Genomic DNA, 16302 nt, shown 5'->3' on the forward strand with positions numbered 1-16302 from the left:
CCAGCTTTAGAAAAAGGTACATATATCTTGCGTTTCAAAGATATAAGTGATGCAAGTTGGAGTATCAATTTTATGGTGGATTAAAAATCAAACAGGGACAGCAATGGCAGCTTTGCGTTGTGAACATTTAGTTGACTTTGCTGCACGCTTACGACCACCGGAAGTGAACGTGCAGCTTAAGTCTACTTGATGTTTAAAACGTGAACTATAGTGTATGGCCCGGCTGTTTGCCAGTTTGAAATTCAATAAATGATTTTTATCCTCCTTCTCAAACCTTTAAATCTCTTCCAAATTCTTGGAAATAAAAAAACCTAAAAGCTTAGTTCCGGGGTTTTTATGTGTACTAAAAGATTTATTGTTTCACAAAACGTTGGGTAGTATGTTGACCGTTATCGAAAGTAATTCGGATGAGGTAAACGCCTGGGTTGAAGTCATGAACATCCAGGTTACTTTGTTGGTTATTGATCTCTTTTGTTTGAATCAAAGCCCCCGTAGTACTGTAAATATTTATGCTTGCTATTCTCTCGTTACTTGAAAGTTCGAGCAAATCTGTTACTGGGTTGGGCGCTAGTTTTACGGCTATTAATTGCGCCTCACTTACATTAGCAGCGACATAAGTTCCGTAGGTGTTATTGCCAACACGTGCGAAAATTAGTTTGACCTCGGCACTTACTCCCATGGTTCCATCATAGGTTGTTTTTTCTCTGTGAACCTGACCATAAGGTGCCATGTAGGTGTAATTTTCAAACAGAACCTGATATAATTCAAAGGCAGGGAAACAGTCACATGAATCACAATAATCTCCGTAAATGAAATCAGACATTTCCATTCCATTGCCTGTTAGGGTTTCAAATTGAACTTCACCCACGTCATATTTTTTCATGTATTCGAAATAGTTCGAAGGGTAAGTGGTAAGTGCTTCTCCTTTTTTGAATTTAATCACAGGGGGATAGGTTATATTATATACGAATCCACCAGGATTATAGGTGTATAAGTCGTTATAAATTGAAATGAATACGCTATCAGTGGTTTCAACTCTATTGGTTACAGTTACTGTATTTATAGCATGGTAAGCTGATTGTGAACTTTGTATACTAGAATATCCAGAATATTGTAGTGTATCTCCTACTTCCCAAGGGTAAACTTCATCATAGGTTGGGGCATAAGATCCGAGGTGACCTTCATTGTCATTTACCTGCCCAAATATTTCATATTCTGACGCATTGATAGGAAAACCCTGAATATCTATAAAACGAACGGCGCCCAAATGTTTAGCAATTTTGATGGGATTTGCGCTATAAGAAGTGGTTACAGCGTTTCCTTGCCCATCATAAGCCACGATGGCGTAAGCTTTAACAGAATCGGTGAAATTGAGAATGTTTTCTTGTGTTTTAGAAATGTATTTGAGGTAATAATCTGTGTTGTTGGTAGTGGTGAATACCGCAGAATCTCCCAAGTTTAAATCAAAGTTAAAAGAGATATTATTATCCATTTCTAGTTCATGAAGTAATTGATTGTAATCTATATTTCTACCCAACCAATTGGATGTAGCTAGGTTTATATCTCCATAGGAACCACATCCCATATCGTTGGGATTTGGAGCTTGCAGAACATCGCTAGCTACTTGGTATTGTTTTATTTCTAATGTAGAGTTGTTGGAGTTCATTTCTTCTGCAAAGAAGAACTTCTCTTCCGTTCCACCCACCGCTTTAAACTTAGTTGGAGAATGAAAAGGAACATAGTCTTGTGCCAGTGCTGCACCCAGTAAAAATAAGGATGTTACTGTAGTTAGTGTTTTCATGTTGCTTGATTTAGTGATGAATATACCTTTCTAAACGTAAGTTTTTCGAATTGAGATGGTAAAATATTTTAAGTAAATATACAGGTCTACTTTTGTAGCGCTTGTTTTTCAATTTTAATTTTTGAATCATGAATTAATAGTATCTTGGCAAACGATATTTCACAAACCTTTCATAGAAAAGAAACATGAAGAAAAGTTTAGTAATGCTTTTTGCAGCTACCCTTGGATTTGGTGCTCAGGCACAACAAGGTATCACTGCAGAGCAATTGATAGAATTGAACCGAGTAGGAGGAATGGGTGTAAATCCCGAGACTTCTGAGCTAATTTATGCTGTATCTAAGGTAGATATTGCAAGTAATAAAAAGAGCACGGAAGTTTTTGGTTTGGACCTTAAAGATGGTGCGAAGAGAAGCATAGAAGATCCTGCTAAGATTTTAGGAGACGCCTCTATTTCTGCAGATGGTAAATACCAAATTGTGGTAAAAGAAGTGAAGCTGGACAAAGTTTTCGGAACAGATTACTACCCAGAATTGAAGGAATCGAACGTTCAGATATACAATGATTTGGATTACAGACACTGGGATACGTGGCAAGACGGAAAATTCAATCACCTTTTCGTAAAGAACTTGGAGACAGGTGAGATGGTGGATATCATGGCTGGTGAAAAGTTCGAATGTCCAACGCAACCTTTCGGAGGTTCAGAAGATTACACGTGGAATGCTGACGGAACCAAAATTTACTACGTATGTAAAAAGTTGTACGGAAAGGAATACGCTGTAAGTACAAACACTGATATTTACGTATACGACATTGCAACTGGAGAGACCTCTAACCTTACGGAAGGAAACATGGGATACGATACCAACCCTATTTTCTCAACTGAAGGAAAGTTAGCCTACTTGCAAATGAAACGCGATGGTTACGAAAGTGATAAAAATGATATCATTTATTTCGATGGAACGACAAAACACAACTTAACGGGTGCTTGGGATGGAACCGTAAATTCTTTTGCATGGTCAGAAGATGAAAAAAGCATCTATTTCGTAGCACCAACAGGAGGTGAGGCGCATTTGTTTAGAATCGATTTACCAGGTAAGAAAAAGATCTTGAATAGACCTGTGCAAATTACAAACGGACAGTTCGATGTTCGTGGTATCGTAGGATGGAATAAGAAAAATCTTTTGGTGATGCGTGGAGATATGAACCACGCTTCTGAAGTTTTCAGTGTGGATGTGAAGTCGGGAGAAATGACACAAATTACCCACGAAAATGATGATCTATACAATTCTATAGGTTTGAGTAAAATCGACAAGCGTATTGTAAAAACTACAGATGGTAAAGACATGGTTACATGGGTGGTTTATCCTCCAGATTTCGATTCTACAAAACAATACCCAACCTTGTTGTACTGTCAAGGTGGACCACAAGGAGCCCTTTCTCAATTCTACTCTTACCGTTGGAATTTCCAATTGATGGCTGCGCAAGGTTACATCGTTGTAGCGCCAAATAGAAGAGGTATGCCAGGTCATGGTGTTGAATGGAATGAACAAATTTCTAAAGATTACGGAGGACAAAACATGAAGGATTACTTAGCAGCTATCGATGATGTTGCCAAAGAATCTTACGTAGATAAAGAGCGTTTAGGATGTATTGGAGCTTCTTATGGAGGTTACTCAGTATTCTATTTAGCGGCCATTCATGAAGGTCGTTTCAAAACCTTCTTAGCACACGATGGTATCTTTAACTGGCAAAGTATGTACGGTACTACAGAAGAGATGTTCTTCGTAAACTGGGACTTAGGTGGCGCTTACTGGGACAAAGACAACGCTGTAGCTCAAAAAGCTTACAACGAATTCAACCCAGCAGATCACGTAGAAAAATGGGACAGTCCAATTATGATTATCCAAGGAGGTTTAGACTTCAGAGTGCCAATTGGACAAGGTTTAGAAGCCTACCAAGCGGCTCAATTGCAAGGTTTAAAAAGTAGGTTGTTGTACTTCCCAGAAGAAAATCACTGGGTACTCGACTACCAAAACTCACTCATCTGGCATACAGAATTCCAGAAATGGTTAAAAGAAACCTTGTAGTTTCTCAAGAATATTCAAAAAAGCGGAGCAGTAATGTTCCGCTTTTTTGTTTTCTACTGCTACAGCGCGATTGTATCGCGTAGTACTTACAATTAATTTGTTTACTCTAGCCATCTAACCGTCTAAAAATCTAACTGTCTAAAAGTCTTTATTGCTATTTAGAATCATTATAAATACCTAACTCTAGGTATTGTTTCCTCCTCCAAAAGCCTCGACTTTTGCGGCATTCGAAAACTAGTAGGGAGAAGAAATAATGAGGAAAGGATTTTTAGTTGTACACAAGTGGCTCGGTTTAATTACTGGAGTTGTTGTATTTATTGTAGCTATAACTGGTTGTTTGTATGCCTTTAAGGAGGAAATTCAAAGTCTGTATCAAGACTACAAGCATGTAGAGCAAACAGATGCCCCTTTCTTAACGCCATCTCAAGTAGCAGACATTGCAGATTCTATCTACCCAGCACAACATATTCATTCCATCAATTATTTAGGGAAAGACAAGGCCCTAGAAGTGATATATTACGAAGGTCATACAGATACTTCTGAGCTCATTTACGATGCGTTTTACGTGCACCCAACCACAGGGGAGGGCATAAAATATGTCGACTTAACCTCCGGCATTTTCCGATTTATTTTAGACGGACATTACTACCTCTGGCTGCCCGAAAAAATAGGTCAAACCATAGTTGCCACCTCAACCCTTATTTTCTTTTTCATGCTTATCACCGGACTCATTCTCTGGTGGCCGAAAAACAAGAATGCGCGTAAACAACGCTTTAAGTTCAAATGGAAAGAAACGACCAAGTGGAAACGTAAAAATTACGACTTACACAACATCCTTGGGTTTTATGTCATCTCCATCGCCATGGTTTTGTGTTTAACCGGTTTGGTTTGGGGCTTTGGTTGGTTTGCTTACGGCAGTTATAAATTGCTGGGGGGTGAAAAATCTATTGTTTACGTAGAACCAGACTCACCATCTTTAAAAGGTCAGGCAGCTTTACCAATCCATGAAATGGAAAACAACATGGATGAAATGTGGCGCCGTATGATGCTGGAATACCCGAATGCCGATAACATAGAAGTGCACGTTCCCCATACAGATTCATCAACGATATACATCTCTATTCAGCCGGATGAAGGCACCCATTACAGAACTGATTACCGCTTTTTTGATCAGAAAACCTTGGAAGAGGTAGAGGTCAATCACCTTTGGGGAAAATACGCTGATGCGGATGCTACGGATAAGTTGTTCAGAATGAATTACGATATACATATTGGAGCCATTGGCGGACTACCCGGTAAAATCATCGCCTTTTTAGCGTCATTGATTATCGCTAGTTTACCCGTTACTGGAACCCTAGTTTGGTGGGGTAAACGCAAGAAAAAGAAATAGTTTTATAGTTGAGTCAAGGGCCTTTCCCCAAGATTCTTGGGGACGGGCTTTCCGCTATAGTCCTCGGCTAAAAAGTAAGGCATGTAGGTTGGTTGCTAAGCTTCTAAAGTCGCTTTGCACCCAAAACATTTCTAAACTTTTTATCTATCGGGCTGCCGCTGCTATCCCTAAGGCGGTTGAATTTTGTGTCAAATCACCTAATGTCTTAAATCAACCAATTTTAGAAGAGAAGAATAGTTAAACCTAGTGCTTTTAAATAGTATTTTTGCAAACAATGAGCAGTACAAACAAAACCGATACGTCTGATAATCAGCCACTCGATAAAAGCTTGGAGAAATCCAATAAAACCAATGAGTTTGGAACGCAACCCCTTGCGAAATTATTGAGTAAACAGGCTATTCCTGCGTCCATTGGTATTCTTGTAATGGCTATTTACGGTATTGTCGATACAATTTTTGTGGGGCACTGGGTAGGAAAATATGCTATCGGTGCAATTACCGTTGTTATGCCTATTCAATTTCTAATGTCCAGTGTAGGTATGGCCATAGGTGTTGGAGGATCCTCCATCATTTCCAGAGCATTCGGAGAAGGGAAGCAGGAAAAAGCGAACCATACTTTTGCGAACATGGTCAGCCTAACAGTAGCTTTTGCCCTTCTGTTTTATATCGGAGGTTCACTCTACATGGAAGAAATCCTTTTGCTTTTTGGAACAGCTGGCAATATAACAGCACCTGCCACAGCTTATTTTGATATACTGCTTTACGGGGTTCCCTTTCTTACCATCGCAATGATGACCAATTCAGTAATTAGAGCTGAAGGTTACCCTAAAATATCCATGATTGTTCTGATTATCCCTGCAGTAATTAACGTTGTTTTAGATCCTATATTAATTGTTTACTTCGATATGGGGATAGAGGGAGCAGCATGGGCCACAACAGTCTCTTTTATTGCTTGTGCCTTATATACTATAGTTTTCTTCTTTTCTACGCGTTCTAAATTGAATTTTAAGGCGAAGCAGATGATATGGAAGGCCAAAATCATTCAAGAAATTGGGTCTATTGGTTCTATAACTTTGGTTCGACAAGGTGCCATCTCTATTTTGGCAATAGTCCTGAACAATTCCTTGGTAGAGTACGGGGGAGACATCGCATTGTCTGTCTATGGTATTGTAAATAGAATTGCCATGTTTGCCTTCTTCCCAATTTTAGGAGTAACCCAAGGATTTTTGCCTATTGTAGGTTTCAACTATGGAGCAAAACTCTTTCAAAGGGTTTCAGATATCATCAGTTTATCCATCAAGTGGGCAACGATTATGGCTTTTATCATTTTTGTACTCATCATGATATTTACGGAGTACATCGTAATGATCTTTACAGCAGATACTTCACTGATTGAAGGAGCAACCTTCGCGATGCGATGGATATTTGCGGCAACCCCATTGGTGGCAATCAATATGTTAATGAGTGGTTATTATCAAGCCGTGGGTAAAGTGATGCCAGCTTTGTTTTTATCCTTGAGTAAACAAATCATTTTCTTGGTGCCATTGGTATTAATATTGCCCTTATTCTGGGGCTTAGATGGTATTTGGTACTCTTTCGTATTTGCAGATGTCTTTACGGCCTTGGTGAGTTATTATTTCTACCGTGTGGTAAAACAAAAGATAGCGGACAATTTGGCCAAGAGAAGCTTAACCCAAGCTTAATTCAAATACAAAGATTGTTGTACTTAACCAACAGCCTCAAGTGAATAACTGATTTCAGAAGTATTCAATACCTCTCCAAACTCTTACTACCTTAGGAGGGTGAACAAACTAATCAATGTATTCAAGGATCTAGGACCTGGTCCTCTGGTTGCTGCTGCTTTTATCGGACCCGGAACGGTTACCGTATGTGCCAAAGCAGGAGTTAACTTTTCCTATGCATTGTTGTGGGCACTTATGCTTTCTGTCTTCATTTGTATTTTGTTTCAAGGAATGGCAGCTCGTTTAGGTGTGGTGAGTCAAAAAGGCTTGGCGCAGGTGATGCGAGAAACGATAACAAATCCCTTTTTGAAATACCTCGTATTAGGAATTAGCATTGCTGCAATTATTGTAGGTAATGCCGCTTACGAAGGAGGAAACATCACCGGCGGGAGCATGGGACTAGAAAGTGTTTTTGGTTCTTTTACCCAGGATGTCGGACCCTTTCAATTCAATTTTTATAGTCTTGTTCTGGGAGGAATCGCTTTGTTTTTGTTGAGTTTGAAAAGTTTCGTTCGTGTAGAGCGCTTACTACTTACACTCGTCATATTAATGAGTTTAGCCTTCATTTCAACAGCATTAATATCAGATATTCAATGGTCAGAATTCTTGGCTGGACTCTTCACTTTTGAGCAACCTCAAGATAGTTTCCTAACGGTCATTGCACTTATCGGAACCACCGTTGTTCCGTACAATTTGTTCCTACATGCATCTCTTGCCGCTAAAAAATGGAAGGGAGAAGAAGGTCTTGTGAAAAGTAAAAGAGATGTGGTAATCGCCATGATTTTAGGGGGGCTAGTTTCGATGGCCATTGTAGTAAGTGCTGCAGAAAGTGGTTTGCAAGAATTACTATCTCCCGATCAACTGGCTTCCTCCTTAGCGCCTCTCTACGGAGATATTGCGCAATATTTATTGGCGTTTGGTTTGTTTGCTGCCGGACTCACAAGTGCAATCACGGCACCTTTAGCAGCAGGTTTTGTGGCCAAAGGATGTTTCAACTTGAACGAAAAACAAGAAAAGGCTGTAGCCATATTTGTGCTGCTTATTGGAGTAACATTATCGAGTTTAGGACTCAAACCTTTGGATTTAATACAATTTGCACAAGTAGCCAATGCCATCGTTTTACCCCTTATAGCGGTGGTTTTGCTATGGATGATGAACAATAAATCAATACTCGGTAACGCAAGGAATACAATTACACAAAACATTTTAGGCGGATTGGTCATTCTCTTCGCTTTTGGAATGAGTATAAAAAGCATATACACACTATTTTAAGATGGATTCAGTACACATAGATTTAAATGCAGACGTAGGAGAAGGAATAGAAACTGAGGAGGATTATATGCCTTTTCTAAGTTCATGTAGCATCGCTTGCGGTGGTCATTATGGTGATCATGAAAGTATGCGTAAAAGCATGATGCTCGCCAAACATTTTGGCGTGCGAATAGGAGCCCATCCGTCCTATCCCGATAAAGAAAATTTTGGTCGTAAGGTGATGGAGATAGATTTCTCAGCTTTAGAACAAAGTATCGTGGATCAATTAGAGGCGTTCAAAAGTGTAATGGAGGAGGAAAATATGGAACTTAACCATATCAAGGCGCATGGAGCTCTTTACAACAAGGCAGCAGAAGATGCGGTTACTGCCCATGTTTTTATAGATGCGTGTAACCGTGTTTTTGAGGATTATTTACTTTACGTTCCTTTCAATAGTGTAATGGAAAGTGTAGCGCTAGAAAGAGGTGTTCATTTCATGAATGAAGCTTTCGGGGATAGAGCTTACAATGCATCAGGGTTGTTGGTGAAAAGGTCAAAATCAGGTGCTGTATTGCAAAACCCTTTAGATATACTCATGCAAATTGAAAACATAGCCTTGCATCATCAAGTAAAGACCAAAGGAGGGAAAACCATAGAAATGCAAGGAGAAACGTTCTGTATACATGGAGATAATCCCAATGCGAAAGATGTCTTGCATTATCTCAGAACGGCTTGGGAACAAAATGAACAAATACGAGTGGTATGAAAGTGAATTGCGTGAAATACGGGAGTCATGGTGTCTTGTTAACGTGGCCGGCAGAGATCAAAGAAGAAATCTTGATGGAAGTACTGAGTTTTCAGAGCGCTTTACAAGAGAAATATGCCAAGCGTTTGGCTTTTACGCAAAATGCCTACAACAGTATTTTATTACAATTCAAGGATGAACCTAGCACGGAGGATGAAAAGGAAATTGAGTTTTTCGTCAATGAAAGTGTGCTCAATCATACCCTAAAGAATCGTCAAACTTGGCATATACCTGTTTGCTATGAAAAACCTTATGCTTTAGACATGCCTGAGGTGTGTTTGAAGAATGGTTTGAGTAAGGAAGAGGTGATTACTTTGCACACCTCCCCAACTTACTTGGTTTATTTCATGGGCTTTTTACCGGGTTTTTGTTACCTCGGTGGGTTGAATGAAAAATTACATATAGCAAGGAAGTCCATACCAAGAAAAATTACGCCAAAAGGAGCTGTGGGCTTGGGAGGACAACAAACGGGAATTTACCCTGTAGAATCTCCTGGAGGGTGGAACATCATTGGAAATACACCGGTGGATATGTTACAACTTAACTTGCGTGAAGAAAATGGAATTCAACCGGGTGATTATCTCAAGTTTATACCCGTATCTACCCAAGAATATGAATTCATAAAAAAAGCAGCAGATCAACGAAATTATAAGCTAAAATCTATACCATGCTAACATTTATTAAACCTGGTTTTTATACTTCTGTACAAGATCAAGGCAGGTGGAAATACCGCAATAAAGGTATTCCTACTTCAGGTTGTATGGATGATTTATCTGCTCAAATTGCCAATGCTTTGGTTAATAATAAGGCGGAGGATGCCTTGTTGGAGATTACCCAAATAGGTCCGCACATGCATTTTGATACACCTGCGGTTATTGCATTTTCTGGGGCTCAAGCTGAAGTAAAAATTAACGGTGAAAAAATAGAACTGAACAAAGCCTATCCCATCACAGCAAATACTGAAGTAAAGGTGGGTTATTGTCAGAAAGGTATACGCCTTTATATGGCAATAAAAGGCGGTTTTCAAACACCTGAACACTATGGGAGTAGAAGTTGGTTTGAGGGGGTAACGCAACAATCACGTTGTGTAGCTGGCGACAAATTACCTTACTTAACTCAGGCAAATTTTTTAGACAAATATGGAAATGTTGTGGTAAATGCAGAGTTGTTTTCTGATGAAATAGAGGTTGAGCCGGGTCCTGAATTTTTATTACTTGGAGAGGAGCAACGAGAAGCATTAGTAACACAATCTTTCACTATAGGAAACCAGAACAACCGAATGGGTTATCAGTTAGAGGAAGTGGTGAAACACAATTTACCAGAAATATTATCAAGTCCTGTACTTCCTGGTACTGTGCAATTAACACCATCAGGTAAATTAATTGTGTTAATGAAAGATTCGGCTACAAGTGGAGGATATCCAAGGATACTTCAATTAACTGAACTAGGATGCTCTAAAATTGCACAGAAAAGTACACGCGAGCAATTGCATTTTAAAATGAAATTCTAACTTCATGCTATGAAATTTGTTAAAAAACCTATCATTCTATTCCTTTTACTTTCATTCATAACCTTATCTGCATGTACAAATGAGGAAAGTGGGAAAACTATTTATTTGTTCAGACACGCTGAAAAGGAGTTGACCACCAAGACGGATAACCCACCTCTGACGGATGAAGGTGAAAGACAAGCTGTGCAAATCAGTAATATTTTAAAAGAGGTTGACCTCGAAGAGATTTATACAACGAAATACATTCGAAACTTAAATACTGTTAAACCTTTAATAGATAGCACAGGTGTTCCCGTAAAATATTATAAGTGGGAAGCCTGGGAAGAGGTTGTAGATGAAATAAAGAAAAGTGATGCAAAAGTTATAGCACTTTGCGGTCATGGAGATATTTTGTTACCCATGATAGAAAAATTGGGTGGTGTACGACCACAAGAAACAATTGAAAAAGACGAGTACAAAAAAATATATAACCTACTCCTGCTAGGTAACGATGTTACCGTTCAAACAATCAAATTTTAAATCAATAAATAACCAATTATGGGATTAATTAACTTAGCAACGATTAAACCTCAAGTACAAGATTTCGCTACAAACGGAACAAGTGCAAATTTTTTAGACCCGAACGGAGATAAAATTACAGGTCACATTTTTACGCGCCAGGAATTATATGATGCTTTAGGAACGAGTGCAACAAGTGAGTATTTTATGGTGTCGGCGCTGAGTCCGTACCCAGGAGCTAGCATAGACTTCCTAAATTTAGTATTGTGTAGAGTAGACGGTGGTGTAATTGACATAAATGCATTGTACGTAAGTAGCACAACTCCAATGTCTGGAGCTTTAACTTTTAACACAAATAATGCTACCAATCCAGATGGAAAAACGGTTACGGCCAGGGACTTCACAGATATGTACAACGATTACATCAATGACGCTGATCCAAAACCATTGATTTTAGCTTCTGATGAAAAGGTGAAAGGGTATAACTTTACAAGAGATATGATAGAGGCGTTAGGCCTACAAGACCAACCAACTTCTGAGAATAAGAACGATACCTTTGCGTTCATTCCTATGATAAGACCTGTAGATAGTTTAACCAACAAGCCTTATTTAACCTTTGCTTTGGCTTACGTAAACGATGGTGTAGTATCGGGAGATATCTTTGATTTTGTAGATCCATGTCCTACAGCTTGTAATAATTATCAGACCGTGTTTATTTAGTAATTTATCTATGAGCTGGTGTTTTACACCAGTTCATGTTTTTTTACAAGATTCATTAAGTTGAATTACTTATTTAAAGGGAATGAAGGAAAGAGTATTTTTATTAATTGTTCTAATAATTTTATCGATAGTTTTTTATTTGGATTTAAAAGGTGTACATGTTTATATCTTTTCCTTGAATAACTTCGTGTACCTTCTAACCTTGCTCACGGGAGCCATTATTGGTTTGAATCAATTTAAAAATAAATCCAAAATTATTAAATTGATTACCGTCCTGTTTTCAGGAGTTTTCTTATTCGAATTAGGTGGGATGATAATGACTCATCTAAGGCTGTTTTATTCTTTGTATTATTTTCTGATATTGTTTTTTTTACTGCTACTCCACCACTTCATTTTTAGGCAGTTTTTAGAAAATAATGGGAAGCAAATCAAAAGACTTAACCTACTCTCACTAATCATTACTGGTCTTTCTTTAGTAATAATGCTATCCAATTGGAATTTATCCGGATTTCCATCTATTGCTGTCAGCTTGTTTTGTATTTACGTCATATCGATGTCTCTCTATTTACTGTATCAATTAATAGATGTACCCATTAAAACGCAATTGTGGAGAAATCCTCAATTTTTGTTTTGTGTGTCCTCACTTGTAATGTACTGTATAAAGTTTTGGAATGTGTCTTTTCGTCCCGTTTTACATAAATTACCTATGGAGGTGATGTTAAAGTATAAGTTCCTACTCTTTAATTTCTCCAATTATATCATGGAAATAGCTTATTGTGTATTTGTAATTCTTTTGTTGGTTGGACAAGAGAAACAGGTGAACGCTGAAACGAAAAAGGTCTAATTACTAGTTAAATCGTTCATGAACAAATATCCCGTGTTTATTTGTGAAATAGGGGAGTGTTCTAATGATGAAAATCTGTTAACTTTAAAGAAAACAGTGACTTATGCTGGTTTCAAGAATTCGAAAGTTTAAGATTACCCTACTTATCATTCTATCCATCTTAGCATTAGACTATTTTTTCTTTTACTATTTCGATATCCTCTCGCTACAATACATCATCTATAATCTTATTCTTGTCACGGGCAGTGTTTACGGAATTCGAAACTATAGCAGGTTGTTGAGAATAGGAAGGTTTATTACCATGCTTTTCACAGGTTTGTTTATTCTTGAATTTATGGTGGCCTGTTTTGGGGTTTTTAATATTAGTAATACCCTCAACTACTTATTAATTACACTGTTTTTAACGGTGATTAATTATTTCATTTTTGGCATTTATCTCAATTTCAACCCTAAGAATACCAAAATATACAACTGGATTACCCTTGGAATGCTCTTCGTCATTATTGTGAACCCCATTTATTTGAATAAAGTACATGTATTCCCCTTTTTCTCGGTAGCATTCTTTTGTATATACGTCATTATTCTCTGCTTAGTGAGTTGTATACAATTGATGGAGAGCCCTCATTACCTTGTGCTTTGGAAAAACCCTTTGTTCTTATATACTTTCGCCAATTTGTTAATCTACAGCGTTAATTTTTGGAGTTTGACATTCAGGCCAGTATTGTATCAACTACCCTTGGAAACTTTAATTCGTTACCGGTTACTTCTCTTCGATTTATCCACTATTTGTATGGATATTGCCTACCTTATTCTGCTGTATGTTTTATTCTTAAAGCCGAGAAACTTAGCGCTGGAAAAAGGGTAGAATGCAAAAGGCACTGAAGATCTCCAGTGCCTTAATTTGTGGTTAGTAAAATGCGTATTATATAAGTTCTCAATTATATATGGGGCAAAGATTCTAATTATTAAATAAATCGTTGTAAGGAGACTTCCTGAAATGTAAAGGGGAATTCCCCCTATTAACAGAATGTTTATGCCTGTATTTTTTAATAAAGTGCATGTTCCCAAGTACTACAAGTTACTTTTGCCCTAACCGATAGAAGCAATGGAAGTAAAAACAAGTAATAGTATTACCAAAGAGGAACAAAGACAGGATGCTCAGTATCTGAATACCGAAAGGCAAGATCTGTTTTTTGACTCCTATGGAAATTTCATAAGAGGGTTTTCTTTCACTCGAGAAGATTTGGCAGAAGTTATTGAGCAAACGAATCAGGTTTATTTGAACTTAGAGTTCACTTCAAATTCTGATAAGGGGAGACTAGAAGTGTCTTTGGCTCCCATATCGAATTTAAAAGTTGACGCTGAAAAAAAGAAGTTTCCTACTTTTCCACCGGTTACCTTGCCCATAAGCGAGCAGGCCTTAAAAAGTTGTGATAACACGACGAGTCCTGTGGAAATGAACGACGATTTAAAAGAATGGGTTTTATCTGGAAAGGATGTGTTTACATTGAGAAATGGTGAAACAATAAAAGGGATCAACTTCTTACCTGAACAGCTTTGTTTTGTTGGTTTAGACCAGAAAATTACTTTGGAAAATAAGAATGATTTATTTGTATTCATTCCTGTGCTTGGTCCCATTGTTAACAGTAAAGAACATAGACATTTGAATTTCGCATTAGCAAAGATGAATTCGGGCGTATTGCAGGGGAAATATGTTGGAGCAGGCTTAAGTTGTTCAACTGCCGGGAACAGTTATAAAGTAGAAACGGTCAATTAATAAGAAGAGCTTACTTAAAGAAGGAAAATTCATTTTTCTGTTTATTTTCGAACTTGCTCCTTTTTATAAAATTGCTTGAGTTAATGAATTTTTAACTTGTACAGGTGCTTACTGCTATAGATGATATTAATGTTTTATGTCTGATCAATTTGTAATTATTTTTTCTGTTATCACGGGTACCTTACTGGTTTTCTCATTGTTGGTGTTCATTATTTATTTTATCATCCTTTACAGGAGAAAACAAGAAGTCTTCGAATTGGAACGTGAGCAATTTAAACAAGCAGTACTTCAGGCTGAAATAGAAATGAAGGAGGAGACGCTTACTACCATTTCTAGAGAGTTACATGATAATTTTGGTCAGGTTGCATCTTTGATAAAAATGAACTTGAGTTTGCTGAACAAACACGTAGGTGATGGAGGTAAAGAAAATTTGCAACAGTCCATGGAGCTCATTAAGCAACATATACAAGATATACGTTCTTTGTCGGTAAGTTTAAAAGGGGAGAATTTAAAACGATTTGGGCTATTGGGTATGATTAAAATGGATGTTGACCGTTACGAAAAAGCGGGAGAATTAAAGATCCATTTAGACCTACCCGACGGTGAGGTTAGCTTTGAACAAAACAAGGAGATCTTTATGTACCGAATGGTGCAAGAAATCCTGAACAATGTGATTAAACACGCCGAGGCAACGGAAGTATACATTACCATCGCAGTAGAAAATGGCAAGGACCTAATTCATATAAAAGATAACGGAAAAGGGTTTGTTCTGGATGAGGTAACCCTTGGTTCTGGAATATTAAATATTAAAGAAAGATGTAAATTTATTGGTGGAACATTTGATTTGAAATCGGTTCCAGGTAAAGGTACAACCTATCAAATAAGTATAGAACATGGAGAACATTAATATCGCCGTAGTAGACGATCATAAGCTTTTTAGAAGTGGGTTAGCGAACCTAATTCAAAACATAAATCAAGACTTTAGAGTTGTGTGTGAAGCTGATCATGGCAAGCATTTCTTGGATCAGTTAGAGCGTCAAGAAACTCCAGATTTAGCTTTAGTGGATATCAATATGCCGGTTATGGATGGTTTCCAAACGGTAAAACAATTGAAGGAGTTATATCCAAACATGAAGTTATTGATTGTAACCATGAATGATGATGATACCTCTCTTTTAAAAATGTTGCGTTTAGGTATTAAAGGATATATCTCAAAAGATGTAGACCCAGAAGAATTGGAACGTGCCATATTGGACATGGTAGACAAGGGGTTTCATTATACGGAACAAATGACTTCTCAATTAATAGGAACCATCAATGGGGATAAATCGGAATTAGAAAAGCAGGACGCATTGAACGCGAAAGAATTGCGCTTCATAGAATTAGCTTGCTCCGAAGATACCTACGATAAGATTGCAGATAAGATGTGCTTAAGTGTCAAAACCATAGACAACTACAGAGCTTCTGTATTCGATAAATTAGGCGTAAAATCACGTGTTGGTTTGGTGATGTACGCCATGCAAAACGGATTGTTTATCTAATCATTCTTTTTTAGATCGTAGAACTAAATAACTGCTCCCTTTTTTCGCGTTGGTTAAGTTTCAAATCGAAACACATGCAAACATTGCGAAGAAAGGGTTTTCCTTTTTCAAGGATTTCAAGTTTACCACCTTCGTAAGTAATCAATTCATCGTTTAATAATTCTTGTAATAAAGCTTCATTGACGAAATCACTAGCTGCTATTTCTGCAGGAATAGTTGCATTGTAACGACACATTAAGTCTAAAATGAGTCTACGTACTGTTTCGTCTTCTTCACTTAAGAAATGACCTCTAAAAACAGCAAGCTCTCCCTTGTTGATGGTAGCTTGATAGTCTTC

14 protein-coding genes and 1 pseudogene are annotated in these 16302 nt (G+C 37.7%); 13 read left to right on the top strand and 2 right to left on the bottom strand.

Annotated elements, in window-relative coordinates; translation table 11 throughout:
- Positions 1–49 precede the first annotated feature (49 nt).
- On the top strand, positions 50–190 hold the full coding sequence (locus R3333_RS05620) for a hypothetical protein (protein ID WP_318957810.1): 141 nt from the start codon (positions 50–52) through the stop codon (positions 188–190).
- 162 nt (positions 191–352) lie between these two features.
- Here the strand turns inward: R3333_RS05620 and R3333_RS05625 are convergent, their stop codons facing one another.
- Positions 353–1801 carry a T9SS type A sorting domain-containing protein gene (locus R3333_RS05625; protein WP_318957811.1) on the bottom strand — a complete coding sequence of 483 codons (1449 nt, stop codon included), beginning with the start codon at positions 1799–1801 and terminating at the stop codon, positions 353–355.
- Between the two features lie 185 nt (positions 1802–1986).
- On the opposite strand from R3333_RS05625, the gene R3333_RS05630 reads away from it, so the two are divergent.
- The 12 genes from R3333_RS05630 (at position 1987) to R3333_RS05685 (ending at position 15965) form a co-directional block, all read left to right on the top strand.
- Positions 1987–3888: a S9 family peptidase gene (locus tag R3333_RS05630; RefSeq protein WP_318957812.1), complete on the top strand. Its 1902-nt coding sequence runs from the start codon at positions 1987–1989 to the stop codon at positions 3886–3888.
- A gap of 253 nt (positions 3889–4141) precedes the next feature.
- The gene (locus R3333_RS05635) at positions 4142–5278 is read left to right on the top strand and encodes a PepSY-associated TM helix domain-containing protein (RefSeq protein ID WP_318957813.1); all 1137 of its coding nucleotides are present in this window, start codon (positions 4142–4144) and stop codon (positions 5276–5278) included.
- Positions 5279–5552: 274 nt separating this feature from the next.
- Entirely contained in the window at positions 5553–6980 is a 1428-nt protein-coding gene (locus R3333_RS05640) for an MATE family efflux transporter (RefSeq protein ID WP_318957814.1), read from the top strand.
- 99 nt (positions 6981–7079) lie between these two features.
- The gene (locus R3333_RS05645) at positions 7080–8291 is read left to right on the top strand and encodes an Nramp family divalent metal transporter (RefSeq protein WP_318957815.1); all 1212 of its coding nucleotides are present in this window, start codon (positions 7080–7082) and stop codon (positions 8289–8291) included.
- Between the two features lies 1 nt (position 8292).
- The gene (gene pxpA, locus R3333_RS05650; RefSeq protein ID WP_318957816.1) at positions 8293–9036 is read left to right on the top strand and encodes a 5-oxoprolinase subunit PxpA; all 744 of its coding nucleotides are present in this window, start codon (positions 8293–8295) and stop codon (positions 9034–9036) included.
- Entirely contained in the window at positions 9033–9749 is a 717-nt protein-coding gene (locus R3333_RS05655) for an allophanate hydrolase subunit 1 (RefSeq protein WP_318957817.1), read from the top strand. The genes pxpA and R3333_RS05655 overlap by 4 nt, the downstream gene beginning before the upstream one ends.
- Positions 9743–10585, top strand: a complete 843-nt coding sequence (locus R3333_RS05660) for a biotin-dependent carboxyltransferase family protein (protein ID WP_318957818.1) — start codon at positions 9743–9745, stop codon at positions 10583–10585. The genes R3333_RS05655 and R3333_RS05660 overlap by 7 nt, the downstream gene beginning before the upstream one ends.
- Before the next feature lie 9 nt (positions 10586–10594).
- Positions 10595–11104 carry a histidine phosphatase family protein gene (locus tag R3333_RS05665; protein ID WP_318957819.1) on the top strand — a complete coding sequence of 170 codons (510 nt, stop codon included), beginning with the start codon at positions 10595–10597 and terminating at the stop codon, positions 11102–11104.
- 18 nt (positions 11105–11122) lie between these two features.
- A complete protein-coding gene (locus tag R3333_RS05670) occupies positions 11123–11803 on the top strand; it encodes a hypothetical protein (protein ID WP_318957820.1) in 681 nt (226 codons plus the stop codon).
- A gap of 1949 nt (positions 11804–13752) precedes the next feature.
- Positions 13753–14424: a hypothetical protein gene (locus tag R3333_RS05675; RefSeq protein WP_318957821.1), complete on the top strand. Its 672-nt coding sequence runs from the start codon at positions 13753–13755 to the stop codon at positions 14422–14424.
- Between the two features lie 136 nt (positions 14425–14560).
- Positions 14561–15331: a sensor histidine kinase gene (locus R3333_RS05680; RefSeq protein WP_318957822.1), complete on the top strand. Its 771-nt coding sequence runs from the start codon at positions 14561–14563 to the stop codon at positions 15329–15331.
- Positions 15318–15965 carry a response regulator transcription factor gene (locus R3333_RS05685; RefSeq protein WP_318957823.1) on the top strand — a complete coding sequence of 216 codons (648 nt, stop codon included), beginning with the start codon at positions 15318–15320 and terminating at the stop codon, positions 15963–15965. Before R3333_RS05680 ends, R3333_RS05685 begins: the two co-directional genes overlap by 14 nt.
- A gap of 10 nt (positions 15966–15975) precedes the next feature.
- Here R3333_RS05685 and R3333_RS05690 read toward each other — a convergent pair.
- Positions 15976–16302: pseudogene (locus R3333_RS05690) on the bottom strand (coproporphyrinogen III oxidase); the annotation flags it as partial.

The sequence above is a fragment of the Lishizhenia sp. genome (assembly GCF_033720595.1).
GTDB lineage: Bacteria > Bacteroidota > Bacteroidia > Flavobacteriales_D > Crocinitomicaceae > Lishizhenia.

Coding starts and splice junctions, on each gene's coding strand:
- R3333_RS05675 (WP_318957821.1), top strand. CDS start 13,753: ATGGAAGTAAAAACAAGTAATAGTATTACCAAAGAGGAACAAAGACAG.
- R3333_RS05625 (WP_318957811.1), bottom strand. CDS start 1,801: ATGAAAACACTAACTACAGTAACATCCTTATTTTTACTGGGTGCAGCA.
- R3333_RS05665 (WP_318957819.1), top strand. CDS start 10,595: ATGAAATTTGTTAAAAAACCTATCATTCTATTCCTTTTACTTTCATTC.
- R3333_RS05670 (WP_318957820.1), top strand. CDS start 11,123: ATGGGATTAATTAACTTAGCAACGATTAAACCTCAAGTACAAGATTTC.
- R3333_RS05635 (WP_318957813.1), top strand. CDS start 4,142: ATGAGGAAAGGATTTTTAGTTGTACACAAGTGGCTCGGTTTAATTACT.
- R3333_RS05660 (WP_318957818.1), top strand. CDS start 9,743: ATGCTAACATTTATTAAACCTGGTTTTTATACTTCTGTACAAGATCAA.
- R3333_RS05630 (WP_318957812.1), top strand. CDS start 1,987: ATGAAGAAAAGTTTAGTAATGCTTTTTGCAGCTACCCTTGGATTTGGT.
- R3333_RS05685 (WP_318957823.1), top strand. CDS start 15,318: ATGGAGAACATTAATATCGCCGTAGTAGACGATCATAAGCTTTTTAGA.
- pxpA (WP_318957816.1), top strand. CDS start 8,293: ATGGATTCAGTACACATAGATTTAAATGCAGACGTAGGAGAAGGAATA.
- R3333_RS05640 (WP_318957814.1), top strand. CDS start 5,553: ATGAGCAGTACAAACAAAACCGATACGTCTGATAATCAGCCACTCGAT.
- R3333_RS05620 (WP_318957810.1), top strand. CDS start 50: ATGCAAGTTGGAGTATCAATTTTATGGTGGATTAAAAATCAAACAGGG.
- R3333_RS05655 (WP_318957817.1), top strand. CDS start 9,033: ATGAAAGTGAATTGCGTGAAATACGGGAGTCATGGTGTCTTGTTAACG.
- R3333_RS05680 (WP_318957822.1), top strand. CDS start 14,561: ATGTCTGATCAATTTGTAATTATTTTTTCTGTTATCACGGGTACCTTA.